At 66.9% G+C, this 24,960-nt stretch carries 27 protein-coding genes and 1 pseudogene; 14 read left to right on the forward strand and 14 right to left on the reverse strand.

Going from position 1 to position 24,960, the window contains the following annotated elements:
- Window positions 1–93 precede the first annotated feature (93 nt).
- The 5 genes from ACQ86G_RS14150 to ACQ86G_RS14170 all read left to right on the forward strand — a co-directional run bounded on the left by ACQ86G_RS14150 (window position 94) and on the right by ACQ86G_RS14170 (window position 4,719).
- Window positions 94–915 carry a MinD/ParA family ATP-binding protein gene (locus ACQ86G_RS14150; protein WP_431261127.1) on the forward strand — a complete coding sequence of 274 codons (822 nt, stop codon included), beginning with the start codon at window positions 94–96 and terminating at the stop codon, window positions 913–915.
- A 21-nt stretch (window positions 916–936) separates the two neighbouring features.
- A complete protein-coding gene (locus ACQ86G_RS14155) occupies window positions 937–1,650 on the forward strand; it encodes an RNA polymerase sigma factor FliA (protein ID WP_431261128.1) in 714 nt (237 codons plus the stop codon).
- Window positions 1,651–1,924: 274 nt separating this feature from the next.
- Entirely contained in the window at window positions 1,925–3,085 is a 1,161-nt protein-coding gene (locus tag ACQ86G_RS14160) for a methyl-accepting chemotaxis protein (RefSeq protein WP_431261129.1), read from the forward strand.
- Window positions 3,086–3,366: 281 nt separating this feature from the next.
- Entirely contained in the window at window positions 3,367–3,924 is a 558-nt protein-coding gene (locus ACQ86G_RS14165; protein ID WP_431261130.1) for a DUF4145 domain-containing protein, read from the forward strand.
- Window positions 3,925–4,242: 318 nt separating this feature from the next.
- Window positions 4,243–4,719: a hypothetical protein gene (locus tag ACQ86G_RS14170; protein WP_431261131.1), complete on the forward strand. Its 477-nt coding sequence runs from the start codon at window positions 4,243–4,245 to the stop codon at window positions 4,717–4,719.
- 133 nt (window positions 4,720–4,852) lie between these two features.
- On the opposite strand, the gene ACQ86G_RS14175 is transcribed toward ACQ86G_RS14170, so the two are convergent.
- Both ACQ86G_RS14175 and ACQ86G_RS14180 read right to left on the reverse strand, forming a co-directional pair.
- On the reverse strand, window positions 4,853–5,194 hold the full coding sequence (locus tag ACQ86G_RS14175; protein WP_431261132.1) for a hypothetical protein: 342 nt from the start codon (window positions 5,192–5,194) through the stop codon (window positions 4,853–4,855).
- Window positions 5,195–5,255: 61 nt separating this feature from the next.
- Window positions 5,256–6,095, reverse strand: coding sequence for a hypothetical protein (locus tag ACQ86G_RS14180; protein ID WP_431261133.1), 840 nt, complete (start codon window positions 6,093–6,095; stop codon window positions 5,256–5,258).
- 102 nt (window positions 6,096–6,197) lie between these two features.
- On the opposite strand from ACQ86G_RS14180, the gene ACQ86G_RS14185 reads away from it, so the two are divergent.
- The 6 genes from ACQ86G_RS14185 (at window position 6,198) to ACQ86G_RS14210 (ending at window position 11,021) form a co-directional block, all read left to right on the forward strand.
- Window positions 6,198–6,392 (forward strand): hypothetical protein, encoded by a 195-nt coding sequence (locus ACQ86G_RS14185; RefSeq protein WP_431261134.1) that lies wholly within the window; start codon window positions 6,198–6,200, stop codon window positions 6,390–6,392.
- Window positions 6,393–7,059: 667 nt separating this feature from the next.
- Window positions 7,060–8,655: a chitinase gene (locus ACQ86G_RS14190; protein WP_431261135.1), complete on the forward strand. Its 1,596-nt coding sequence runs from the start codon at window positions 7,060–7,062 to the stop codon at window positions 8,653–8,655.
- A 184-nt stretch (window positions 8,656–8,839) separates the two neighbouring features.
- The gene (locus ACQ86G_RS14195) at window positions 8,840–9,568 is read left to right on the forward strand and encodes an SDR family oxidoreductase (protein WP_431261136.1); all 729 of its coding nucleotides are present in this window, start codon (window positions 8,840–8,842) and stop codon (window positions 9,566–9,568) included.
- A 97-nt stretch (window positions 9,569–9,665) separates the two neighbouring features.
- Window positions 9,666–10,067 (forward strand): hypothetical protein, encoded by a 402-nt coding sequence (locus tag ACQ86G_RS14200; RefSeq protein ID WP_431261137.1) that lies wholly within the window; start codon window positions 9,666–9,668, stop codon window positions 10,065–10,067.
- Complete coding sequence (locus ACQ86G_RS14205; protein ID WP_431261138.1) at window positions 10,058–10,681, forward strand: M28 family peptidase; 624 nt, start codon at window positions 10,058–10,060, stop codon at window positions 10,679–10,681. The genes ACQ86G_RS14200 and ACQ86G_RS14205 overlap by 10 nt, the downstream gene beginning before the upstream one ends.
- Window positions 10,614–11,021, forward strand: coding sequence for a M28 family peptidase (locus tag ACQ86G_RS14210; RefSeq protein WP_431261139.1), 408 nt, complete (start codon window positions 10,614–10,616; stop codon window positions 11,019–11,021). The genes ACQ86G_RS14205 and ACQ86G_RS14210 overlap by 68 nt, the downstream gene beginning before the upstream one ends.
- Before the next feature lie 72 nt (window positions 11,022–11,093).
- On the opposite strand, the gene ACQ86G_RS14215 is transcribed toward ACQ86G_RS14210, so the two are convergent.
- Genes ACQ86G_RS14215 through ACQ86G_RS14225 form a run of 3 tightly spaced genes read right to left on the reverse strand, consistent with a single transcriptional unit; the run spans window position 11,094 to window position 13,683 of the window.
- Window positions 11,094–12,722, reverse strand: coding sequence for a HEAT repeat domain-containing protein (locus ACQ86G_RS14215; RefSeq protein ID WP_431261140.1), 1,629 nt, complete (start codon window positions 12,720–12,722; stop codon window positions 11,094–11,096).
- A 39-nt stretch (window positions 12,723–12,761) separates the two neighbouring features.
- Window positions 12,762–13,223: a cupin domain-containing protein gene (locus ACQ86G_RS14220; RefSeq protein WP_431261141.1), complete on the reverse strand. Its 462-nt coding sequence runs from the start codon at window positions 13,221–13,223 to the stop codon at window positions 12,762–12,764.
- Between the two features lie 49 nt (window positions 13,224–13,272).
- Window positions 13,273–13,683, reverse strand: a complete 411-nt coding sequence (locus tag ACQ86G_RS14225) for a nuclear transport factor 2 family protein (RefSeq protein ID WP_431261142.1) — start codon at window positions 13,681–13,683, stop codon at window positions 13,273–13,275.
- Window positions 13,684–13,805: 122 nt separating this feature from the next.
- On the opposite strand from ACQ86G_RS14225, the gene ACQ86G_RS14230 reads away from it, so the two are divergent.
- Window positions 13,806–14,426, forward strand: coding sequence for a TlpA family protein disulfide reductase (locus ACQ86G_RS14230; RefSeq protein ID WP_431261143.1), 621 nt, complete (start codon window positions 13,806–13,808; stop codon window positions 14,424–14,426).
- Window positions 14,427–14,455: 29 nt separating this feature from the next.
- On the opposite strand, the gene ACQ86G_RS14235 is transcribed toward ACQ86G_RS14230, so the two are convergent.
- From ACQ86G_RS14235 to ACQ86G_RS14265, 7 genes and pseudogenes are all read right to left on the reverse strand, one after another.
- The gene (locus ACQ86G_RS14235) at window positions 14,456–14,737 is read right to left on the reverse strand and encodes a hypothetical protein (protein ID WP_431261144.1); all 282 of its coding nucleotides are present in this window, start codon (window positions 14,735–14,737) and stop codon (window positions 14,456–14,458) included.
- 344 nt (window positions 14,738–15,081) lie between these two features.
- On the reverse strand, window positions 15,082–15,432 hold the full coding sequence (locus ACQ86G_RS14240; protein WP_431261145.1) for a hypothetical protein: 351 nt from the start codon (window positions 15,430–15,432) through the stop codon (window positions 15,082–15,084).
- A gap of 52 nt (window positions 15,433–15,484) precedes the next feature.
- Window positions 15,485–16,153: a 3-keto-disaccharide hydrolase gene (locus tag ACQ86G_RS14245; RefSeq protein WP_431261146.1), complete on the reverse strand. Its 669-nt coding sequence runs from the start codon at window positions 16,151–16,153 to the stop codon at window positions 15,485–15,487.
- Window positions 16,153–16,779 (reverse strand): gluconate 2-dehydrogenase subunit 3 family protein, encoded by a 627-nt coding sequence (locus ACQ86G_RS14250; protein WP_431261147.1) that lies wholly within the window; start codon window positions 16,777–16,779, stop codon window positions 16,153–16,155. The genes ACQ86G_RS14245 and ACQ86G_RS14250 overlap by 1 nt, the downstream gene beginning before the upstream one ends.
- Before the next feature lies 1 nt (window position 16,780).
- A complete protein-coding gene (locus ACQ86G_RS14255; protein ID WP_431261148.1) occupies window positions 16,781–17,536 on the reverse strand; it encodes a GMC oxidoreductase in 756 nt (251 codons plus the stop codon).
- A 121-nt stretch (window positions 17,537–17,657) separates the two neighbouring features.
- Window positions 17,658–18,596, reverse strand: a pseudogene (locus ACQ86G_RS14260) (FAD-binding protein); the annotation flags it as partial.
- A 290-nt stretch (window positions 18,597–18,886) separates the two neighbouring features.
- Complete coding sequence (locus ACQ86G_RS14265; RefSeq protein ID WP_431261149.1) at window positions 18,887–19,498, reverse strand: hypothetical protein; 612 nt, start codon at window positions 19,496–19,498, stop codon at window positions 18,887–18,889.
- A gap of 126 nt (window positions 19,499–19,624) precedes the next feature.
- Here ACQ86G_RS14265 and ACQ86G_RS14270 point away from each other — a divergent pair, with 126 nt between their 5' ends.
- A complete protein-coding gene (locus tag ACQ86G_RS14270; RefSeq protein WP_431261150.1) occupies window positions 19,625–19,996 on the forward strand; it encodes a hypothetical protein in 372 nt (123 codons plus the stop codon).
- A gap of 123 nt (window positions 19,997–20,119) precedes the next feature.
- On the forward strand, window positions 20,120–22,387 hold the full coding sequence (locus tag ACQ86G_RS14275; RefSeq protein ID WP_431261151.1) for an acyl-CoA dehydrogenase: 2,268 nt from the start codon (window positions 20,120–20,122) through the stop codon (window positions 22,385–22,387).
- Window positions 22,388–22,444: 57 nt separating this feature from the next.
- On the opposite strand, the gene ACQ86G_RS14280 is transcribed toward ACQ86G_RS14275, so the two are convergent.
- Window positions 22,445–22,954 (reverse strand): OmpH family outer membrane protein, encoded by a 510-nt coding sequence (locus ACQ86G_RS14280; protein ID WP_431261152.1) that lies wholly within the window; start codon window positions 22,952–22,954, stop codon window positions 22,445–22,447.
- A 123-nt stretch (window positions 22,955–23,077) separates the two neighbouring features.
- Window positions 23,078–24,529: a SulP family inorganic anion transporter gene (locus tag ACQ86G_RS14285; RefSeq protein WP_431261153.1), complete on the reverse strand. Its 1,452-nt coding sequence runs from the start codon at window positions 24,527–24,529 to the stop codon at window positions 23,078–23,080.
- Window positions 24,530–24,960 lie beyond the last annotated feature (431 nt).

Genomic DNA, 24,960 nt, shown 5'->3' on the forward strand with positions numbered 1-24,960 from the left:
CGAAACTTCCGGTAACGGCTCCAGCATTGGCCGGTTCCTCTCGAGAGGGACAGGGCGCTGGGGCGGAACACGCAAGAGACACAGAGCAGCCCAATGCGCGACTTCAGCAATGCTCCGAAAGACCAGGCCGACGGCCTGCGCCGACTGTTCGCCACGGCGCGCGTGCGCGTGGTGCCGGTGGTGAGCAACCCGCATGTCGTCGGCAGCGGCGCGCTGCTGGAAGGCATGTGCGCGGCGTTCGGGGAACTCGGCCTGCACACGCTGGTCGTGGACGCGGGCGAGCAGGCCTCGGCGGCGTCGGAACTCGCGGCGGTGGACCTCGCGGCCTGCGTGGAACCGCTGTCGGCGAAGGTCTCCTTCCTGGCCGCGCGCGGACTGCCGATGCGCTACGTCAATGCCAACGGCTCGGCCGCCCAATTCCTGGAAGCAGTGACCGACGCGGCGCCGTACGCTGACGTCCTCCTGCTGCACGCCAGCGCCGCGGAGCTCAGCCGCGTGCTGGTCTCGCGCGAAGTGCGTCCGGTGCTGCTGGCCGACACCGACGTGCAGAGCGTGACCTACGCCTACGCCGGCATGAAGTGGCTGACGCAGCGCGCGGGCCTGATGGTCTACAGCCTGCTGCTGGCCTGCAACCCGCAGCTGCGCCTGGCCGAACGGATCGCGCAGCAGCTCTCGAGCTGCGGCGACGGCTTCCTCGGCGCGGTGCTGCGCGAGTGGGCCTGCCTGGATCCCCGCCAGCCGGTGACGGCGCCGCTGACGCACGAGATGCGTCACATGGCGCGTGAACTGCTGCTGGCCTCGGTGCCCGGAGCGGCGCTCGACAGCGCCGCCGACGCGATGCCGCTGCGCCCGCGGCCGATGTGGCAGCCCAAGGCCGGCCGCGCCCCGCAAGGCGTGACCCTCGCTGCGCACTGACGCCGGATTGGAGACGAGACGATGTACACCGCCAAGGGTCAACTCGACAACAACTCGCTGATCCGCCAGTACAGCCCGCTGGTGCGCCGGCTGGCGCATCAGATGATCGCGAAACTGCCGGCCAACGTCGAACTGGACGACCTGATCCAGGTCGGCCTGATCGGGCTGACGGACGCGCTGTCGCGCTTCGACACGGCGCAGGGCGTGCAGTTCGAGACCTTCGCGACGCAGCGCATCCGCGGCGCGATGCTCGACGAGCTGCGCGGCAGCGACTGGATGAGCCGCGGCAACCGCCGCCAGCAGCGCTCGATCGAGAGCGCGGTGCACAAGCTCGAGCAGAAGCTCGGCCGCCCGCCGCAGGAGTCCGAGATCGCCGTCGAGATGGGCATCTCGCTGACCGAGTACCAGGAGATGCTGGGCAAGGTGCGCGGGACGCAGCTGGTCTATCTGGAGGACATCTCCGGCGGCGAGGACAACGACGACTACCTGGACCGGCACGTCGGGGACAACTCGGCGGATCCGATGTCGATGCTGGGCGACCACCGCATGCGCGAGGCGCTGGTGGAGGCGATCAAGAACCTGCCGGAGCGCGAGGCCTACGTCATGTCCATGTACTACGAACATGACATGAACCTGAAAGAGATCGCCGCGGTGCTGAAGGTGACCGAATCGCGGGTGTGCCAGCTGCACAGTCAAGCGATTGCCCGATTGCGCGTCAAGCTGCGCGACTGGTAAAACGAGCCGCATAGGCGGCCGCAATCCTTGTGGTCCATAAACCATGAGGGGAGCGTCCGATGTGGGACTCATGGCGCAGGCGCGCCGGGAAGGAGGCGCCTGACGCGTCGGTGGGGGAGCCGAGGTTGGCTTTCGTGAGCCGACGCAGCAAGGCAACACCACCAAGGTCGTTCGGGAGCTCTCGAGCGGCGTTTCCAAACTGGGCCGCGACGCGGCCGAAGTCCGCGGACTGCTGGAGGACACGCAGAAGGTCGTGACCTCGCAGGCGCAGGCGATGCAGGCGCTGGGCTCCGAGCTCGAGCAGGTCCGGCATGCGCAGGACGGCATCAACCAATCCACGAACCAGACCCGCGAAGCCGTCGAGCGCGCGCGCACGGCGCTGTCCGGCGTGGGCGACGAAGTGGGCGGGATCGTGTCCACCTTGCGTCAGGTGTCGGACGCGGCGTCCGAGATCACGAAGATCGCATTGCAGACGCGGCTGGTGGCGTTCAACGCGTCGGTGGAGGCCAAGCGCGCCGGCGAGGCGGGTCGCGGCTTCGGCGTGGTGGCGGATGCGGTGAAAGACCTCGCGGCGCAAGTCGAGGCGTCGTCGAAGGCCATCATGGGCACGGTGGGGACGCTGGATGCGCGGATCGAGACCTTCAGCCGGGAGCTGAGGACGGACGGCTCGGGAGGAGCCGGTCAGAGCAAGATCCTGCAGGCGTTCGCGGATGTGGAGGTCGACGTCGACCTGATCGCGAAATCGGCGCAGGAAAGCCAGGCGACGACGCAGCAACTGGCGGAGCGCTCGGGCGAGCTCGGGGTGGAGATCCAGCAGGCGATGCGCAAGCTGGAATCGGCGTTCGCGTGCAGTGACCGTTTCCTGCGCCTGTCGGAGCAGATGATCGAGCAGATCGCGTCGAGCGGCGTCGAGGTCGAGGACTCGCCGTACATCCAGGCGGTGCAGGGGGCGGCGGCGGAGATTGCCGGCTTGCTCGAACGCGCGGTGAAGGAGAAGCGGATCGAAGTCTCGGCGCTCTTCGACGAGCAGTACCAGGCGATCGCGGGGACCGATCCGCAGCAGTTCACGACGAGATTCACGCAGATCGCGGATCAGCTGTTCCCGGAGGTCCAGGAGCGGATGCTGAAGCTCTCGGACAAGGTGGTGTTCTGCATCGCGGTGGACCGCAACGGGTACGTGGCGACGCATAACAAGCGGTACTGCCAGCCCCAGCGCGCGGGGGATGTGGCTTGGAATACAGCCAACAGCCGCTACCGGCGGATCTTCAACGACCGGACAGGGCTGGCGTCAGCCCGGAATCAACGACCGTTCCTCCTGCAAACCTACCGCCGGGATATGGGCGGCGGGAACTTCGTGCTGCTCAAAGAGGCTTCGGCGCCCGTCACCGTTGCTGGGAGGCATTGGGGTGGGGTGAGGTTGGCGTTCAATTTCTAGGAGGGCCGAGATATGGAGCGATATGCAAATCTGAACGGCAATTCGAGCGTCGCAGAGTATGAGATTGGCGTTGGCCTCATACGTGTTCAATTCAATGATGGTTCGGTATATCTGTATACCGACTCGTCCGCTGGTGGGCAGAATATTTTGGAAATGCAACGCCTTGCACGTGCAGGCGCTGGGTTGGGGTCATTTATTGGGAGGGTAGTTCGAAAGAGATATCAAAGCAAGCTTCGTTGAGTTGCGTTTGATGGTGCTCAAACGACGTTTGAAAGGATCTTATGGCTTCGTGGAATCATATTTATCAAATTCCGTCGAAAAAATATAGATGCGGATTCTGTTCGAGCGTGGTGGCGTCCGATCGTGGCTTCAGCGATTCGAGGGGCCCCTTTATATATGTGTGTCCACATTGCGGGTGTCCAACTTTCTTTGAGATCAACGGAAAGCAAATTCCCGGTATTCCTCCGGGAAATGATGTAAACCACTTGCCTTCAGGATTGGAGAAGTTGTACAGGGAGGCGCGACTTTGCGTTTCGGTGAATGCCTTCACCGCTTCCGTGTTGATTAGTCGGAAGATGCTGATGAACATTGCTGTCGAGCAGGGGGCGCCGGAGGGGAAAACGTTCATCTTCTATGTTGAATATTTGTCTACAAGTGGATTCATTCCTCCAAATGGACGCCAATGGGTAGATCATATTCGAAAGAAGGGTAATGAAGCGACGCATGAGATTGCGCTGATGTCCTCAGGCGATGCGGAAGAGCTGATCTCGTTTGTGGAAATGCTTCTTAAATTTATCTACGAGTTCCCGGCGAAAATTCCGCAGACGCCGGTGATCTGATTCAACTCACGCGATTGATGAGTGGTCACTGATTCGAGTCAGTGTGACTAAAGAGTTGAGTGGAAATTTCCGCGAACTCAGCAAAAACAAGTAATCGACGGCGCTGCTAAGTTTTGTCAAACTGCGAAGCAGATGCTCAAAACATCGTATTTCCAGTGAGTGCTGTCGCACCAGGTTTCGTTCCGCTTCTGCGGGCGAGATGGATCTTTCCGTGAGGAGGATCGCACGTTGGAAATCCGTGTTTTGACATCTCGCCCACCCTCCGCATTCAACAGGTCAGGTGGTCGTCCCTCAACTTCCGTATAGTTAAGGACTTCCATGCTCACTACCAGCTTCATCTTCAACGTCGCCGACAGCAATTCCCGTCTCTCGGAATTTGTCGCCCTCGAACATATCGAGTTGGACCCCGGTCCCGCCGCGCGCGAGGTCCCGTTCCTCGATCGTCAGCCCCTTGTGATGAATTCCGACCGCACGTTGGAACAGCTCAATGTCGCCGCCGGTAATCCCTATCACTATGGAATGGCGGAAGACGGCGGTTTTTACGAGTATCCGCTCGTGTTCGATCAGAACATCACCGTCCGCACCGCTATCGCCAGCATGCGCGACCGCCTCACGCTAGCGATGTCGTTTCTCCAGGAAGTCGACGTTTCGATGAACAGGAGTCGCGAGCCCGGTAATCCCCGTCATATCGCCGTCGGGCTCCTTCACGACGCCGCCAGCTTCTTCGCTGTGATCGAGATCGCAGCCATCGAAGAGCATGGGCGCCAACTGAAGAACTCGATCGAGGCAGGCTGACGGTGTCGGTGCTTAGACCGCGCCCTGATCTCCAGACCACCAAAAGAAAACGAGTGCCCACGCGGGAGCGTGTGGCACTCGTTTTGTTTTTCGGTAGCTGGGCGCCTCGATGGGCGACTTGCTCTATCGTCGATTAGACGTTTCGAAAGAAAAACGCGAAAACATAGGCGAGACAGAGGAGCTGGGACGCTTGCGATGCCAGGTTGCAAATCATGGACAGCATCCGTGTGCGCCGAAGGTCTGTCTGATCCTCGCGAGCTTCGTAGTACAGCCGTTCTTCCTTGGCCCCCAGCTTGACATCAGCGGCGTTGAAGCCAACCGCGCAACCGAGCAGCACATAAACGTAGATCGCGTTCCATTGATCAAGGCTTCGGAAAACGAAGAGGCCAAGCGACATGCAGCCAATCGCCATTGGAGTTCTTGAATCGTCGAGAATCGACAAATACTTCTTGCGATCCTTGAGAATTTCCTTCAACACATCACGTCTCATATCTGACTGGGTTCTAGGCGATTCGAAAAGTCATCTTCGTTAGCCCTCAACTGCCGGTTGATCTCTCGAGCAATTCTCTCTTGAGTTCGGGGACCCGGGCAAGCTCCTCTTTAGTGAGCCTCGACTGGAGACGGCTGGTGACCGACACAGCGCCGCGTAGCGGCTTGCCTTGCTCCCGTTGGTAGGCCTCGGCCGCCAGTTCGTAATAGATCAGCGCAAAGGATGGGTTGGATTCTCCCACCCCTCCGATATCAAACCGATCGGACAAGGTGAGAGACGAATAGACGTCACCATGCCGTGCCCCAGCTTCGAAATGCCTGAGTGCTCGTTGCTCCCATTCGAAATTGCGCGCGTCGCTATCGCCGTGCCCGTGTCCGTCAGGGCCGATGGTGACGAATTGCTGGGCCGCGCCGCGTATGCCATGCGCTGCCGCTTCGTCGAGCCACTGCAGCCTTTGAACAATTTCAGCGGGAGAGATGTCTCCACAGTGTTCCGATTCGTTGTCGACGGGGGCTTTCATGTACTGCTCGGGCGGCCCATCGCTATCGGCAGCGAATACTCTGATCAACTTTTCTTTCGATGCGACGCAGTCGGCCACAATCTTGTACGCCGAGAACTTGTCCATCGGTGAGGATGACCTGGCGAGCCGCAATACCTGTTCACGCTTGCTTGGAGTTGGGGCTATTTGTATCCCAGCGACAGGCTCCAATCTCCCGATCTGCGGCGATGACGCCGTGGCGGGAGTAGGTGATATTTTCTTGTCGATTTCAACAGGCTTCGCATTTGGCTTGCCGCTCGGATCCCGCATGATTGTGGAGGAGAAGAGCAATGGCAACGCCGCGGCAATGCCGATGGCGGCTATCGATATAGCCGGATGAATTTTCATTTTCCTCCGCTCTTCACTGTTCTTGATGGGTGCCACCAAACGCTGGCTAGCTAATTTCCAGAAGGAAGTAGTGTGATTACTATCCCAAACGCCTTTGCACCCATGCTGCTGCAGTCGGTGCGCGATGCCATCCTCTACCACGAAGGGTTACTCCGCAGCGAGACAATCCGACCGCATGAGCGGGCTGACTATGAAGAGTATTACGTTCACCTCACGCAGTTTCTGGAGATCCTGAAGAAGGAGTACCGAGCAGTTGAGAACGATGTCGGCGTGCCGCTGGCAGATCTTCACGTCTAAGAACAGGACGGTCAAACGGCAGCGGCAGGTTTGCGGCCGCGTCAATCGGCACGCCATGGCGTTGAGGCTGATGCTTCGCTTGACGAGTGCCCACGCGTGAGCGTGTCGCACGCGTCTGCAGTCAGGCCGGCGGATGGCTGCACGGCTGAATTCATCTCCGCACCTGCTTGGATCTGGCTTCGAAAGTTGGATGACGCCGCTCAGTTTGTTGAATGACGTCGCGCGGTATGTTGAATGGGACGAAAAAAGTCCTTTTTAAACAATCACTTGCGCGCTTTGCATGAGTTCCGTAAGTGGAATCGCGGTTTGAAGTATGTTGAAAGCATCTCGAGGCTGAGCATGGTGATAGAGCCGCGAGACAGGCTGGCCCGTTTCCATCGCATCGTGTTGCACGCCCTCCCGATGTGTGACCAGCCCCATCCCAGCCCCCGCGCCCACGCCCCCGCCCAAACGCTTTGTCACCACGCCTCCGGGTTTTCCCGCTGCGCTGGAGTGAGCAGATTTCGGAAAGTGGTACTCAAGCGGTGACAAGAAATCTGAGCTTGGAAGATACCAATTCAGATCCACCGCCCATGCGATCCGCCGACTGGCCCGACCACACCTGGCCTCCGGCGGCTTTGGTGCGGGCTCGGGACCCGCTTCGGTCTTACCCCTTGGAACCACTGCCATGACCGTCACCGTCCGACGTCCGTCCAAATCCACCTCGGCCCCGCTGCGACTGCTCGTCGCCCTCGGCGCCGCCGCCTTCACGCTGCATGCGGTCGCGCAGACCGCCGCGGCCTGGAAGCCCGACACCTACTACACCGCCGGCACCGTCGTCAGCTACAACGGCCAGCTCTACCGCGCCACCGTCAACCAGACCGACTACGCCAGCACCGGCTGGAACCCGACCAACGCGTCGCTGTGGACGCTGGTCGGCCCCGCGAGCGGCCCGGCGCCTTCGCCCGCGCCGTCGCCGGCCCCCACGCCGAGCCCGTCGCCCAGTCCCGCTCCGGCGCCCACCCCGGCACCGTCCCCGGCCCCCGCACCGCAGGGCGTCTGGAACGCCGCCACCCCCTACTCGGGCGGCGCGATCGTCAGCTACCAGGGCGTGATCTACCGCGCCAACTGGTGGACGCAAGGCGACAACCCCGCCTCGCAGAGCGGCCCCGTCGGCACCGGCAAGCCGTGGACGGTCTACGGCGGCACGACGCCGCCCGCACCGTCGCCGGCCCCGACGCCCACGCCCGCCCCGTCGCCGGGACCCGCGCCCGCGCCTGGCCCCGCGCCCACGCCGGCCCCGTCGCCCGGCCCGGCGCCCGCGCCCGGCAAGCACCAGCTGATCGGCTACTGGCACAACTTCACCAACCCGGCCGGCCCGACCTTCCCGATCAGCGAGGTCTCCGCCGACTACGACGTGATCGTCGTCGCCTTCGCGGATGACGCGGGCAACGGCAGCATCGCCTTCAACCTCGACCCGAGCGCGGGCGGCGAGTCCCGCTTCATCGCGGACGTGGCGGCCGCGCGGGCCAAGGGCAAGAAGGTCGTGCTGTCCTTCGGCGGCCAGAACGGCACCGTGACGCTCAACAACGCGACGCAGGTGACCAACTTCGTCAACAGCGTCGAGGCCATCATGCGGCGCTACGGCTTCGACGGCATCGACATCGACCTGGAGAGCGGTGCCGGCGTGACCTCGGGCGCGCCGGTGCAGACCAACCTGGTCACCGCGGTGAAGCAGCTGAAGCAGCGCATCGGCAGCGGCTTCTACCTGTCGATGGCGCCGGAGCATCCGTACGTCCAGGGCGGCTTCGTCGCGTTCAGCGGCATCTGGGGCGCCTACCTGCCGATCATCGACGGCCTGCGCGACGAGCTGAACGTGCTCCACGTCCAGTACTACAACAACGGCGCCGTCTACACGCCGTATGCGACGCAGGGCCTGGCCGAGGGCAGCGCCGACATGCTCGTGGCCACCAGCCGCATGCTGATCGAGGGCTTCACGACCAACAACGGCACCGGCTCGTACGTGTTCCGCGGACTGCGTCCGGACCAGGTCGCGTTCGGCCTGCCGTCGGGCCCGTCGTCGGCCAACAGCGGCCTGGCGAGCACCGCCACCATCACGGCGGCGCTGAACTGCCTGACGCGACTGCAGCAATGCGGCGCGATCAAGCCGGTGCAGGCCTATCCGACGTTCCGGGGCGTGATGACGTGGTCGATCAACTGGGATCGCCATGACGGGAAGACGTTCTCGACCGACGTGAGGAAGTCGCTCAACACGCTGCCCTGAGCGAAGCGGACGGGGAGGGCGGCGTTCGGGAGAACGCCGCCCGTGGCGCGGTCCCCGCCGCGACCCCTATCCGCGATCCCGATATCTCCCATCGAATCTGACGACTCACGCCTCCTGGCGTGTGCGGCCTACGCTTCGCTACCGACTGAAGCAACCGCTCCCCGTCACTCGAAGAGATATCGCCATGACTACCCAGACCGCCCTGATCACCGGTGCCAACAAAGGCATCGGCCTCGAGACCGCCCGCCAGCTCGCCCAGCAGGGCTTCCACGCCATCGTCGCCGCGCGCGACCTCGCCGCCGCCGAACAGGCGGTCGAGCGGCTCACGTCCGAAGGTCTCAGCGCCGAGGCGCTGCAATTGGACGTCACGAGCAGCGCGTCGATCGACTCGGCGTTCGCCTCGGTGCAGCGCAGGCATCGGCACCTCGACGTGCTGGTCAACAACGCCGGCATCATGGTGGACGCCTTCGACAAGGCGCCGTCGCAGCAGACGATGGACGCCTGGCGTCGCACCTTCGACACCAACGTGTTCGGCCTGGTCCAGGTGACCAACGCCTTCCTGCCGCTGCTCAAGCACGCGCCGGCGGCGCGCATCGTCAACGTGTCCAGCATCCTCGGGTCGATGGGCGCCAACGTGGACCCGACGTCGACCTTCTACGGTTTCAAGATCCCGGCCTACAACATCTCGAAGTCGGCGGTGAATGCCTGGACCGTGCATCTGGCTTATGAGCTGCGCGACACCGCCATCAAGGTCAACGCCGCGCATCCCGGTTTCGTGAAGACCGACCTGCACGGCGTGGACGCGCCGATGTCGCCGCAGGAAGGCGCCCGCACCAGCGTGCGTCTGGCCACGCTGCCCGCCGAGGGGCCCACGGGGTCGTTCTTCCACGCAGACGCCGTCCAGCCCTGGTAATCGCCCGCGCGATCGCAACGCTGACTCACCGGCCATGAAACGTCCCCAGCCCCTCCTGTCGTCGATGCCGCCTGCCTTGATCGTCCCAGTGCCTGCCATGCGGCGCCGCGCGTCCCTCATGCTGGCGCTCGCCTGCCTGGCTGCGCCCCTGGCCGCACCCTTGGCTTTCGCGGAGTCGCCGGACGCGGCCGCGGAGCGCCTGCGCGACCTGGCGCTGGCCGATTCCACCGCCTTCGGCCTCGTCGAGTCGTTGACGACGGAGATCGGCGCCCGTCTGGCCGGCTCCGAGGCGGACGCGCGTGCGGTGGCCTGGGCGGTCGCCAGATTCAAGGCGCTCGGCTACGACAAGGTCAGCACCGAGCCCGTGACCTTCCCGACCTGGCGTCGCTTGTCCGACAGCGCGACGGTCGTCGCACCGGTCGTGCAACGGCTGGCCGTGGCCGCCCTCGGCGGCAGCGTCAGCTCCCCGGCCCCATCGAGGCCGAGGTGGTGCGGCTGAACGACTTGCGCGCGTTGCAGGACGCGCCGGCCGAGCAGTTGCGCGGCAAGATCGTGCTGCTGACGCGCCGCATGGACCGCCGCACCGACGGGTCCGGCTACGCCGACGTGCTGCCGATGCGCAGCAGCGCGGCTTCGATCGCCGCGGGCAAGGGCGCCGTCGCGCTGCTCATCCGCTCGATCGGCACCGACAGCAACCGTCTGCCCCACACGGGCAGCGTCATCTACGAGGGCGGCGTCGCGATCCCCGCCGCGGCGGTGTCCGCGCCGGATACCGACCTGCTGGAGCGATTGACCGCGCAACCCGCGCCGGTCCGCATCACGCTGGACCTGCAGTCGGTCGCCGGCACCGCCACGTCGTACAACGTCATCGGCGAGATCACCGGCCGCGACGCCCGACCCGGCGTCGTGCTGCTGGCCGCGCACCTGGACTCGTGGGATGCGGGCACAGGAGCCGTCGACGACGGCTTCGGCGTGGGCCTGGTGATGGCCACTGGGCGCGCTCATCAAGCGATCAGGCCAGGCGCCGCGTCATACCGTGCGCGTGGTGCTGTTCGCCAACGAGGAGAACGGCTTCGACGGCGCCAAGGCCTACGCGGCGCGGGATGCGGCTGATCTGGCGCGCCACCGCATGGCGTTGGAGAGCGATTGGGGCGCCGGCCGCATCTATGCCTTGCGCCACCCGCCGGCCGATGCGGCGCTGACCGCCAGCCTCATCCGCGTGCTGCGGCCGCTCGGCATCACCGCGGACGGCGCGGCGGGCAATCCCGGCCCGGACCTGCAGTTCCTCGCCCGGGCCGGCGTCCCCTGGGCCAATCTGGCCCAGGACGCCAGCGAGCTCTTCGACCACCATCACAGTGCCAACGACACGCTGGACAAGATCGACCCGGTGGCGCTTCGGCAGAACACGGCCGCCTACGTCGCCTTCACCTGGCTGGCCGCCAACGCCCGTTGAACGCGACGCCCGCGAGGTCTCGCCGGGCGCGTGCAGCCGGGGCTGCAGCTCGCCATCAAGCATCGCGCTTGCTCACTGCGGTGATCCGCGGATCACCATGAGCGCCCGCGCGGCCTCTTCGGCCACGTCATAGTCCTCGTCATCGACGAGTGCTTCCAGGACGTCGGCGGCAGCCATCGCCATCGGCCCCAGTTCCCCGAGCGCCTTGATCGCGGCTTGACGCGGCGCCGACTGATCGCCGCGGCGCAGCATCGCGATCAGGGACGAGACCGCTTCGACGTCCGCTGCAATGCGGACCATCGCGATCGCGCAGCAGCTGGCGCGCGGCTCGGCGCCCGCGCGCATCCCCGGGCGCAGATCGTCCATCGCCGCTGCCGCGGCAGGACCCATCTCGCCGAGCGCATAGGCGGCCCAGACGCCGTGAGGCGCCGAGGCGTCATTGAGCAGCGCGCGCAGCGGCTCGATCGCCGCCGCGCCGATGGCGGCCAGGGCGCGGGCCGACGCGGACCGCACGATGGGACTCGGGTGGCTCAGCGCCTGCATCAGCGGCGGCATCACCATCGGGTCGGACGACGCCATCGCGCGCAGCGCGTCAGCAGCCGCCCATTGGAGATCCCAGTTCTCCTCGCCCAGTGCCTTGATCACGTCGGGAATGAGCGGCGAGGCGTCCGGGCCGATTTCGCAGATCAGGTCGCAGATGCTCTCGCCGTCCTCGTCGAACACGCGCCGCATCGCGGGGATGAGCGCCTCGGCCCGTCGCTCGATGCGCCACAGGGCCTGCCCGGCCGGACGCACGAGGTCATCGTTCATCAAGGCCTCGCGCAGGGCGGGGATGGCGGCAGTGGGGCGCGGGCGCATCTCACCGAGGACCTCGCATGCTCGCGGTCCCTCCTGGACGGGCTCCTCGAGCCGCGCGATCAGGGCGGGAACGGCGGCGGACAGATCGACCGACGGGGCGAGCTCCTTCAGGGTCGACAGGGCTTCCAGGCGGACTTCGCGCGCGTCGTCCCGCCGCAGGATGTCGACCAGCACATCCGCCCAGACCTGCGCCTCGAGCCCCACCCATTCGGCCGCATACAGCGCCCATCGGCGGACGTTGGGCGTCGGCCGGTCCAGCGCTGCCAGCACCAGCGATCGATGGGACGAGAGCGACGCGCCACCGGCCGACTTCCCGATGTTGCCCAGGGCATGCAGCGCGGCGCCGGCGTCGGCGGGCGATGCCTTGCCGGCCATGTCGGCGAGGAGCGCCACCGTCCGGTCACTCGTGTCGTGCATCAGTCCCAAGGCCCAGGCGGCGCGTTGGCGCACGGCGTCCTCGGTGTCGGCGAGCAGGGGGCGGAGGCGGGCGGACGCCGCGTGGCACGCGGTTTCCCCGATGTTGCCCAGCGAATGCGCGGCCCGTTCCCGGACGAAGGCGAGCGGGTGGGCCAGGCACTCGACCAGGGGACCGATGCTGTCGGGAGCGCAGTAGTGGAGCGCCCAGAGGGCGCTTTCGCCGATCTTGGGATCAGGATCCAGCAGGCCGTCGATCAAGGTGGGTACGGTCGCCGAGGCCTTGTCCTGGACCTTGTAGGCGAGCTCATAGATCTGCTCGAAGGCTTCCTGCCGGGTGCCGAGGTCGGCGCTGGCGGCCCGGTCGGTCAGCTCGGCGAGGATTCCTGGCAGATCGGCGTCATCGGGCGGTGGCTCGTTGTAATTCATGGCCCGGATTCTGCCCAACGGCGCCGGAGGAGCGCCTCGTCAGTAGGGGTTGTCCGCCGGCCGGCCGGCGCCATCGGTCCAGAGGTCGTCGGGCAGCGACCGGTCCCGCAGGCACACGCGGTCGTGGTCCGGGTAGGTGATGCGGTCGACGGGCGCGCGGGTGCCCACGACCAGGCACCGCGTCGGCGCGCCGCTGCGGTTCTCGAGGTAATGACCCACGGCCACGCCGGCCTTGAAGGTGGCGGCGTCCCCTTCGCGCAGCAGCGTCTCGACGGTGCCTTCCACCAGCGTGATCTCGCCGGCCAGGACGTAGACCAGTTCGTCCTCGTCGCTGTGCCAATGCTTGAGGGCGGAGCGGCCGCCTGCCTGCAGCACTTCAATGAAGGCGCCGAACTGGGTCAGGCCACCCGCTTCGCTGAGCCACAGCGTCTGATGGGGCTCGGTCGTGCCTTCGGCGGGGTGAGTCTCTGCGACGAACTGCTTGGGCGTGAACACTGGCATAGAACGTCCTTGGCTTCCATCAGGCTAACGACGCCGCTGTGATGAGCGCTCAGCGGCGGGGCGAGGCGATTCGAGTGACTGAGCGCGTGTGAGGAGACCTCAGAGGGCTGGCGCCACCACGTCGGCCTAGGAGGACCAAGCGTCTTGACGACGAGATCACCGTTCCGGCCCTGATCCACCTGCGCCCGGAAGAATACCGTGGCGCCTGGCTGTAGTCGGTGTCGCGCGTCACCGGCGAGCGGACTCGTCGCTGAACCTTGCCGCAGATGTTCTTCCTGACCCCCTGGATGAACTGCTCGCGATTCAGAATGTGCCCGTTGAGATCGTGGAAAAACTCCACGTCCGGTGCGTACAACGCCTGCAACGTCTGCGTGTCGCAGCTGTTGAACGCGTCGAAATGCCTCGGGTCCAGCTGGGCGATGAGCGCGAGCAACTCCGCATCCGGGATGCTCGGATGCACGGTTTGCGACGTGCCTCGCGGCTGGTCGAGACGGCAAGGGCGAGAGCCAGGAGCAGCCTGTTCATGGCCGTGTTCCGGGATAGTCCGGATCCATTGGAGGGTTCCCGGCGCGTAAGCCAATCGTGCTCGCATTCGCTACGATCTGTCGCTGCCGAATACGTCGCTTCCACGAAGGCCTGACAGAGATGAAAAAACGCATCGCCGCGATTGCCGCTGTCATGTTCATTGCCGGCGCGCCGATCCTCGCGTCCGCCGCCGAGCCTCGGCCGGCGTACAAGCCGCTGCCGAACTTCGGACTCGCCGCGGGTGCGCCGTTCCCGCTCGACGGGCTCGCCGGTGCCGACGGCAAGGCCATTGACGGCCAGCGTCTGCTCGGCAAGCGCGTGCTGATCAACTTCTACACGAAGCATTGCCCGCCCTGCATCCGGGAGGTGCCCAAGCTCAACGACATCATGAAGCGCCGCGGCGACCTCCACGTGCTGGCCATCACGCCGGACTCGGCGACCGAGGCCGCCGGATACGTGAAGCAGCATGGACTGATATGGCCTGTGGCCGCCAACGCGGGACCGCTGCTGTTCAAGCAGCTGGATGTCCAGGCCTTTCCCGCATTCGCGCTGCTGGACGAGAAAGGGCGGTTGATCACGACGGTCCAGGCGAATCAATTGGGCGGTGAGGACGGCCACGCCACGGTGGCAGGCATCGAGGCGTGGATCGAGGCGCAGCGGGCGCCAGCGACGAACTGAATGGAGACGCAGACGGCCAGGTCCCGCAATCACGTCGCCGTTTGCCAGAACGCGTCGACGTCACGGTATTGACGCGGTAGATCCGATTTGGCTTGTGCGACCGTCAGGTAGACCTCGTCCTGTTCACATGCCCAATCGGGTCCGCAGCTGAATCGATAGACCTCGTCCGGACTCCCGTAGCTGCAGATCGCCAAGCCATGAATGGGGACGGCATGGCCGTCTTCTCGTGACTGCACCTGACCAAACGGTCGATCAGACCACGCCCATTCAAGAACCTGGGCGCCGTCGATGTGGGTCGGAGGAGTGGGCATCGGAGGATGATCGATTCAAGAGGCGGTGATATCCAGTCTGACGATATCGAACTCGACGTGCTCGACGTCCGGGACTTCTCCAGTCGAGTAGGAATCCGTGGACGAGTCCGAGTCCTCGGCTCGGGTCGACAACAGAACCGATGCCCTCGTGTTGGTAACGCGCGCCATGGACAAGCTTCTCTCGGCCGAGCCGCTCGCGCTCATCCTGCGGCCAGTCCGCACCGCAGGGCGATTGAAGCGACCGGACATTGAGCGCCTTGAGCCATATGGGAATGTCCGAGCTCGCTGCGGTCCTGGAACGTCGTCCCGTTGGATGCCGCTCAAACGAGCGTTGCACGGTCGTCCTATGTCGCACTGGCCTGTCGGCCACATACGGGGCAAAGAATGCGCTTGGCATAGCTGACGAGGTTGAATCCGCAGCAACCGCCTTCTTGGCTTGGGCCGCTACCCTCCGTGACGAACTCGCCGAGAGTTTGCGGTCTCGCCAGGACAAGAAGTTCCCAGGGCGACGGTGTTCCAGACGTCTCATTGAATCGATGAGCCTCGGCAAGCACGAGTTTGGCCTCCTCCCAATCGGGGCGAGCGACCTCAGCCTTGCGCAGTTCCATCGATAACGCGACAACCTCCACCAACCGGTGCTGAGGGAGCGACACCAGAAGGTCGACGAGCTCGCGATCTGTGAGCGGGTTCGTCATGCCGCGTCGAGATGATGCCTTGCGGCATGGCTGAAGCGAGCCTTCGTCAAGCTCAAGGCAGCACCTTCACCTTGATGTTCCTGAAATGCGCCTCGCTCTCCGGGTCATGCCCCTGCAGTGCGAACGTGCCGCTGGCGATGTAGCGCTTCTCCAGGCCCTTCTTGCGGACGATCGGCGACTCCTCGGTGTAGTCGGCCGTCTTCTCGCTGTTCACGAAGGTCGTCACGTGCTTGCCTTCGACGCGCACCGTCAGCGTGAACCACTGGTGGTCCGGCGACACGACCTTCAGGTAGTCCTGGACACCCCACAGTCCGCCGGTGCGGCTGGGGTCGCTGTGCGAGTTGTTGACCTGCACTTCATAGCCCAGCTCGGGCCAGCCCACCTCCTGCCACTTCGTGTGGAAGTAGACCCCGGAGTTGGCCTTGGGGAAGGTCATCACGTCGACCTTCAGCTCGAAGTTCCTGAAGTCGTGCTGCTGCACCGGTCCCGTGTAGAACAGGTGCGAGCGCGGGCCGCGGACGACGATGGCGCCGTCCTTCACGCTGAAGGTGCCGGGCTGGTCGCTGGCGCGCCAGTGGTCGAGGCTCGTGCCGTCGAACAGCAGTTGCCAGCCGGCGGCGGTCTCTTCGGCGGTGAGGGTGTTGGGCATGTCGGCGGCGTGGGCAGTGGCGGACAGGGCGAGGGCGGCCGAGGCCGCGGCGACAACAGGGGCAAGGCGCATCAGGCGACTCCAACGATCTGCAGGACCTTGAGGGGCGGGCCGTCGAAGGTGACGGAGGGGATGTTGCCGACGAAGCCGACGTCCTTCATGCCGTCGGGCGTCGTGTAGAAGCCGCCGGCGGTCAGATCGCGGAAGCGCTTGAAGAAGCGCGCGGCGGTGGCGAACCCGGGCTTGGCGGACTCGGTCCAGCAGATGTCGTCGGCGATCTGCGATTGCTGTGCGACGTCGAGCTGGTCGAAGCGCCTGCCGCCGAAGCGCTTCGCGCTCTCGGCTTCCAGCCAGGCGAGGCCCTCCACGATGACCGGCTTGTCCTTGGCCTGGTTGGGGTAGGGTGCGCTGATCCATTCATCGATGAAGCGGTGCACCTGCAGCTGCGCGGCGCTGGGCGACTGGTCGTCGGCCGGGATGATGAGGCCGCACAGCGCCTGCGCGGTGCGGTTCTGCGCGGCATTGAAGGTCAGCGGCCACAGCTCGCCGCTCTTGTAGCTCTTCGTCAGCAGCGGGTCGGTGCCGTAGCCCTTGGGCTTGCCGCCCTTCCTGCCGGCGGGCGTGGCGCCGGCCGACACGTCGACGCTGAGCGCCGCGGCGGCGGCCAGCATCCATTGCAGGGTCGTTCTGCGGTCCATGTCAGAGCTCCTTCTTGCGGAAGCGGTCGACGATGTGGTCGGCCTGGCGCCAGGCCAGCGCCATGATGGTCAGCGTCGGGTTCTTGTCGGCATTGGAGGCGAAGGGCGCGCCGTCGGACAGGAACAGGTTGGGCACGTCCCAGGTCTGGCCCCAGCGGTTGGTGACCGAGGTCCGGGCGTCGGCGCCCATGATCGCGCCGCCGACCTCGTGGATGATGTAGCCGCCCGGGGCGATGGCCTTGCGGCCGTCCAGTTCGGGGCCGCCGTCCAGCACCTTGCCGCCCATCGCCTCGACGATCGCCGCGAAGGTCTTCTGCATGTGCGCGGCCTGGCGGGTCTCGTGCTCCGACCACTGCCAGTGGAAGCGCAGCACGGGGATGCCGAAGCGGTCCTTGGTCGTCGGGTCGATCTCGCAGAACGACTGCTCGTTGGGGATCATCTCGCCGCGCCCGGCGAAGTAGACGAAGGAACCGAAGGTGCGGCGCACGTCCTGCTTGAACTTCGCGCCGTAACTGCCCTTCGTCAGCCACTCCAGGCCCGCGCCGGTGCCGGCGCCGGGCATGCGGCGGCCGGTGCCCAGCTCGATGTGATACCCGCGGGCGAAGCCCAGGCCCTTCGTCGCCCAGTCCTTGCCCTGCTGGCCGTACAGCCACCAGGGCGCGTACATGTGCGAGCCGCCGGCGCCGTCCTCGTTGTGCGGCGGCAGGTTCTCCAGCAACGGCACCTGGCCGGACAGGTCGCTGCCGACGGTGTCCATCACGTACTTGCCGACCTTGCCGCTGCTGTTGGGCCAGGCCCTGCGGGTAGGCGCTGGTCCTGCTGTTCAGCAGGATGCGCGCCGACTCGCAGGCGCTGGCGGAGAGCACCACCGCGCGGGCCCTGGCCTCGATGTGCTTGCCGGTCTTGCGGTCGACGAAGCGCACGCCGCTGGCCTTGCCGTCCTTCGTCGTAACCTCGTAGACCATCGCGTCGCACAGCACGTCGAGATGGCCGCTGGCGAGCGCCGGCGGCAGGTGCACTGCGGGGCTCTGGTAGGTCGCGCCGATGGAGCAGCCGCGCGAGCACGGCGTGGCCCAGAAGCAGGCGGCGCGCTCGCGCATGGACTGCGCGACCAGCGCCTGCGCGCGCGGGTTGCCGGGATGCAGCAGCGCGGGGATGCGGGCGTCGTCGAGCTTGGCGGTCAGCACCGCGCGGTGGATGGGCACCACCGGGATGCCGAGCTTGCCGGCGCGCTGCGCGACCAGGCGTTCCCCCACGCGCGCGGCGGGGGCGGGCAGCAGGCAGCCCTCGGGCGAGTCGGGCGTGTTCTCCAGGCCCTCGTTGGTGCCGTAGATGCCCACCAGCATCTCGACCTTGTCGTAGTAGGGTGCCAGGTCCGCATAGTCGATGGGCCAGTCGAAGCCCAGCCCGTCGCGGGTGTGCGGCTTGAAGTCGTAGGGCCCGTTGCGCAGCGAGATGCGGCCCCAGTGGTTGGTGCGGCCGCCCAGCATGCGGGCGCGCCACCACTCGAAGCGCTGTTCCTGGTTGTCGGAGGCCTGCGTGTAGGGCTCACCCGGCACCTGCCAGCCGCCGTCCACCGTCGCGTCGTAGAAGCCGAAGGCCTTGTCCGGTGTGCCCGCGCCGCGCAGCGGCGCGTCGTGCGAGGCCTGGAACATCGGCGTCTCGGTGCGGAAGTCGTAGTACCGGCCGGCCTCCAGCATCAGCACCTTCACGCCTTCCAGCGCGAGTGTGTAGGCCGTCTGGCCGCCGCCGGCGCCCGAACCGACGACGATGACGTCGTAGTCGCGCGCCATGGTGCGCGTCGTCACAAAACCCATGCGCCCTCCTTGGGGAAGTCGGCGGAGTTTGCCATCGCGGGAGCGGATCTTCCGGGGCGTCGGAGGACGGCCCGGGGGCTGCGTGCGATTACGATTCCCGTCGAGGCCAGTGATGCCGGAAGCCCCGATTGCAAGGACTGACCCTTTCGCGCAAGAGAGGGCGGCACAGGTTCACAGGTCCCCGCGCTGCGGGGCGCCGTTCGACGCCTCGGAGCAGTTCGTCGACTTCATTCGTCGGCCTGTGCTCGCGCAACGCATCGTTGCATCTCATGGGTTGTGGGCGCGTGCCGCTACCACGACTTCCAGCTGATGAACAGCACGCAGCACAGCATCGCGGTCCACGTCGCCGTCAACTTGATCAGACCGCGCCAGAAGCGCCAAGGCTCGTTGGCCCTCGCGATCGATCCCTCTTTGGTATGAACGACTCCCACCGTCAGCGACGCGATGGGAATCAGCAGCGTGGACGCGACCCAGAGCAGGACCTGGACCACCAGGACTGCGCGTCTGAACGGCGCAGGCGGCAGCCCGAACAGGGCCAGCAGGCTTGACACGATCAACGCCACCATCATGAGGCCGGCCATGCGGCGCTCGATCGGTCGGCGTGCGCGCAAGCGTTCGAGCATGCCGAAGCCGGCCAGGTCTTCGAGCGCACCCGGAAGCCTCCGCCATGTCTGCCACGTCAGCCACCAGATCCAGGCCATCAGCAGACCGTGCGGAAAGAAGCTGACGATGAACATCGCGGGTTCGTCGTCGAAGGCGATCACGCGGTGAGGCCCGGACGACTTGGAGAACTCGGAGACGCGGCCGTCGAGCAGCATCAGGACGAGTACGACGGTGTAAACCGAGGCGCAGGCGGCCAGCGCGCCCGTGCAGAGCCAGGTGATGATCCGTTGCACACGCATCCGGGGAGTCGTCCAGAAAAGGACGGGAGTCTAGATGCCCCGGCGGTCCGCGCCGTCGACGCGGCGTGGCGGGCCATGGTTATGCTTGCACTCAGGGAGGCCACGCCTGTGGACAACGATTCATCCATGCCTTTCTGTGCCAGCCGCGCGGCTGCTGTCGGCGACAACGTCGAGTCACGCGTGGGCGTCGCGATGCGCGAGGTCTGGCTCCCCCTACTGGCTGCCATGCCGTGGTTGCTGATGGCCGTCGCCGGCCTGCTGTGGGCACTGACCCTGCAGCGGGGCGTGCCGCACGCGCACGCCTTGCTGATTGCGCAGCCGATGCTGGTCGCGGGGGTCTTGGTCCTGGCGGCCCTGGCGGCGGGGGCGCTGAACATCCTGGCGGGAACGCTGTCGCTGCTTTGGAAGCCGACCACCGCCGGCGGGGTGACCCTGGCGTCGGGCGTCTTGGTCGTCGTGGTCGTCGTGGTCGTCGTGGTGGCCAGGGGGCTGTGGTGAGCCCTCGTCCGAACTGGCGGTCGCCATGATCCTGCGCGCATCGCCCGGCATGGCCTGACGTCCTACGCGCCGGCGCGCCCCAGGCTGACGTCGCGGACGGTCGCGCGGACCTAGGCTCGTTCCATGGGATTTCACCGACTCCTCGGGCGTCTCGCGATGGCGCCATTCTCCAAGGCCTTGCCTGCGATGGGCGACACCGAACGGGCCGCGCTCGAAGCCGGCACGGTCGGTTTCGAGGGCCAGCTCTTCGCCGGGCGGCCCGATTTCGACGCCCTGATCGCGCAGGGCCCGAACCGCCTCACCGACGAGGAGCGCCGCTTCCTCGACCACGAGGTGACCACACTCATCGGCATGCTCGACGACCATGCCATCGACACGGCCGGCGACCTGCCGCCCGAGGTCTGGCAGTACCTGCGCGAGCACCGCTTCTTCGGGATGATCATCCCCAGGGAGCACGGTGGCCTGGGCTTCGGCCACTACGCGCATGCCGAGGTCGTGACCCGCATCGCGACCGTCAACACGGCCTGCGCGGTGACCGTGATGGTGCCCAACTCGCTGGGCCCGGCCGAGCTGCTGCTGCGCTACGGCACGCCGGCCCAGCAACAGCATTACCTGCCGCGCCTGGCCGACGGCCGCGAGCTGCCGTGCTTCGGACTGACCTCGCCGTACGCCGGGTCGGACGCCGCCTCCATCCCGGACCGCGGCGTGCTCACCGAACGCGTCGTCGATGGCAGGACGGTGCGCGGTTTCAGCGTGCGCTTCGACAAGCGTTACATCACCCTCGCGCCGGTGGCGAGCGTGGTCGGCCTGGCCTTCCAGGCGATCGACCCGTCGCGCCCCGAAGGCCACCAGGAACTCGGCATCACCTGCGCGCTGCTGCCGGTGCCGACGCCCGGCATGGAGATCGGCCACCGCCATCGTCCGATGGACTCGGCCTTCATGAACGGCCCGATCCGCGGCGAGGACGTCTTCGTGCCGATGGACTGGGTGATCGGCGGCGAGGAGCGCGTCGGCCAGGGCTGGCGCATGCTGATGGAATGCCTGGCCGCCGGCCGCGCCATCTCGCTGCCGGCGCTGGGCGCGGCGATGCAGCAGACCGCGCTGTTCGTGGTCAACGGCTACGGCCAGGTGCGCGAGCAGTTCGGCCTGCCCATCGGACGCTTCCACGCGATCGCGGGCATCACCGCGCAGATGGCCGCGCGGCTCTACGCCACCGACGCCGCGCGACGCTACACCGCCGCGGCGCTCGACGCGGGCGAGCAGCCCAGCGTCGCCAGCGCCATCCTCAAGGTGCAGCTCACCGAGGCCGGCCGCCGCGCGGTCAACGACGGGATGGACGTGCTCGGGGGCAAGGGGATCATCGCCGGACCGCGCAACCTGCTGGGCGTGGCCTACCGCCACGCGCCCATCGCCATCACGGTGGAAGGCGCCAACCTGCTGTCCCGCGCGCTGATCATCTTCGGCCAGGGGGCGACCCGCTGCCATCCCTTCGTGCTCGAGGAAATGCAGGCCGTGCAGGCGCAGGATCCGGAGCGGCTGGGCCGCGCGCTCGCCGGCCATGTCGGCCATGTGATGCGCAACCTCTGGCGCAGCCTGGCCGGGGCGCCGCTGCGCGGCAATCCCCCGGACGACCTGCGGGCGGAGGCGAAGCTCATCGCGTCGCTGTCGGCCCGGTACGCGCTCACGGCCGACCTCGCGATGGGACTGCTCGGCGGCAAGCTCAAGCGGATGGAGTTGCTGTCGGCGCGGCTGGGCGACGTGCTGTCCGCGCTTTATCTGGCCGCTGCCTGCGTGTGGCGCTATCAGGTCGAGAACGACCCGGCGATGCGACCCGTGGCGCGCGCGGCGATCCGCCTGCAACTGCACGAGGCCGCGACGCTGCTCCGTGATCTCTACGCCAACCTGCCGTCGGGGTTCCTGCGCGCGATGGCGCCGATGCTGCTGCACGGCACCGGCCACCTTGCCCCGCTGCGCGACCGCGAGGCCATCGCCCTGGCCGACGCGCTGCGCACGCAGCCGGCGCTGGTGGGCCGCCTGTGTCCCGACGTCTCGCGCCCGAAGCTCGGCGGCCTGCTCGACCTGATGAGCGCGCTCGACGCGGTCCGCGCGCTGGGCGACGAAGTGCCTGAACTCAACAAGGCGCTGCGTCGCTCGGGCTCGCTGGAAGAGGTGGCGCGCGGTTCGCGCGACCCCGCCGCGGCGCTGGCCTACCTGCGCGCGGCGGCCCAGGTGATCCAGGTCGACGAGGACTCGGCCGGGACGCCCGCGGCGGATCCGGAGGACCCGACAGGCACGCCGCCTGCGGCGCCGGCGCTCCCCGACGTCGTGATGCGACCGGGTGGAGCGGGCGCGCCGAGCATGCGCAGGGTGGAAGAGGAAGAGAACGGGTAGGGGACGAGCGCTTGAGAGGCGAGCGGCGGGCGCGTCGCCCGTCGCTGCGCATCGTGTTCAGCGCTGTGCGTTCACCGCCTCGATGACGAGCATCGAGAGGTCGGCGCTCTCCTTGGCGAAGGCCACGTGCTCCACGAAGATCAGATCGATCTTGCGCTCCTGGGCGACCGCCTTGATCGCACGCTCGACGCGCTCCTTCAAGGTGGCGTACTCCTGGGCCTTGCGGTACTCGAGATCGCCGTCGAACTCCCGTTTCGCCCGCTCCAGCGCGCGCGCCTGGTCCGCGACGTCCTTGCCGCGGCGCACGCGCTCCAGTTCGGAGAGCGTGGGCGCGTCCTTCTCCAGCTGCGCCGTCGCGGCGTTCCAGCTGCCATCGAGGTCCTGGAGATTCTTCTGGCGCCTGCTGAACTCCTCCTGCAGCTGGACCTGGGCCGCCTTGCCGGGCGCGCTGTCGTTGATGACCTTCTGCACGTCGACGTAGCCGACCTTGAGCTGCTGGGCCTGGACGCCGCACACGCTCCCGCACAAGAGCACGGCGCACGCAAGCGACCGTCCGAGTCTGTTCATCATCATCTCCCTGCGTCGACCGGTACCGAGAACCGGCGTCCTGGCATGCGGCGTGGAGGGTAGCGGATGGCGCGTTAAGAAGCCATGGGGCGCAGGATGGCGACGGTCCGCGGCGGCCGTCGGCTACTCGATCCCCAGGTCCAGCTTCGAGATCAGCGCGCGGCTGTGCGCATTCATGCCGACGACCTCCACCGTGCTGCCGTGCCGGCGCAAGCGCTGGCAGACCTTGTCCAGCGCGTTCACCGCGGTGATGTCCCACAAGTGCGCGCCGCCCAGATCGATGCGGACGGGCCTGCCGTCGATGTCGCGCACGTCGAAGGCATCGACCAGCAGGTCGGCGGAGGCGAAGAACACCTGGCCGCTGATGCGATAGGTCAGCACCTCGTCGCCGGACTTCGTCACGTCCAGCAGGCGCGCGACCTTGGCGGTGAAGAACACGCCGCTGAGCAGCACGCCCACCGCGACGCCGGCAGCCAGGTTGTCCGTCGACACGGTCACCGCGACGGTGGCGACCATCACCGCGCTGGACAGCTTCGGATGCTTCAGCAGCGCGCGGGCCGATCCCCAGTCGAAGGTCGCCGCGGAGACCATCACCATGATGGCCACCAGCGCCGCCACCGGCACCTGCGACACCCACGGCCTGAGCAGCACCATCAGCACGAGCAGGAAGGCGCCGGCGAACAGCGTCGAGAGCCGCCCTCGGCCACCGTAGCGGACGTTGCTGACGGTCTGGCCGATCATGCCGCAGCCGGCGATGCCGCCGAAGAGGCTGGCCCCGATGTTGGCCGCGCCGAGGCCGGCGCACTCGCGGTTCTTGGCGCTCGGCGTGTCGGTGAGGTCGTCGACGACGCTGGCCGTCATCATCGATTCCAGCAGGCCGACCATGGCGATCGCGAGGGCGGGGAGCGCGATCAGCCGCAGGGTCTCGAGCGAGAGCGGCACCTGCGGCAGTCCGAAACTCGGCAGGCCGTCCGGCAGGTGGCCGAGGTCAGCGACCGTCTTCAGCGGGAGCCGGAGCCAGTGTGCCGCCAGCGTAAGCACCACGATGCAGATCAGCGGGGAAGGGACGGCGGTGGTCAGCCGGGGCAGCCCGTAGATGATCACGAGACCGGCGCCGACCATGGCCCAGGTGGCCGCGTTCGCGCCGATCAGGTGGGGCATCTGGGCCGAGAAGATCAGGATGGCCAGGGCGTTGACGAAGCCTGTCCGCACCGAGCCGGAGACATAGCGCATCAGCACGCCGAGCCGGAGCCAGCCGAACAGGATCTGCACCACACCCGCCAGGAGACCGGCGGCGAAGAGGTACTGCACGCCGTGGGCGTGGACCAGCGGCGCGGCGACGAGCGCGACGGAACCTGCCGCAGCGGACACCATGGCGGGTCGCCCGCCGGTGAAGGCGATGACGAGGCTGATGACGAAGGACGCGAACAGGCCGACCGCGGGATCGACGCCGGCGACGAACGAGAAGGCGATGACCTCCGGGATCAGGGCGAAGGTCGCGACCGCGCCGGCCATGAGCTCGCGCGGAATGCTGGGCGCCCATTCGGCGCGGAAGGGGTGGGTGTGTCGGGACATGGCGGCGTGGATCCCGCGCGCGGGATCTTGGACAAGCGTGGACCTCCGGGCTCGAGACGCTGGCGCTTCGACCCCGGTGCTGCGGAAGGGGCAGGGCTTGCTACGGCGGCGTCAGGCGCGAACAGCCGGACTGGCGGCTCTGCGAGATCCGGGCGGCGCGATGGCGCATGAAGCTGCGCAGGCGCGCGACATCCCTGCGGCACGCCTCACGGGTGCTGGGATGGCGGCACGGGATCCTGGACTGCATCGGTGAATTCTAGAGGTCGCAGGGAAGACGGCCTGCTCCGATCGGCTCAAGCGCGGCGCCCGCGCCCGCGTTGATGGCGTCCCCCACGCTGCGGCCTTCAAGGGCAAGGCCTGGCCCTTGAGGGCGGGATCGCCGCGCAGGCGGTCGTGGCGCCGCCCCCACAGTCAAGCGGGCTTGGCAGGCT

The sequence above is a fragment of the Roseateles chitinivorans genome (assembly GCF_050632145.1).
Taxonomy (GTDB): domain Bacteria; phylum Pseudomonadota; class Gammaproteobacteria; order Burkholderiales; family Burkholderiaceae_C; genus Roseateles; species Roseateles chitinivorans_B.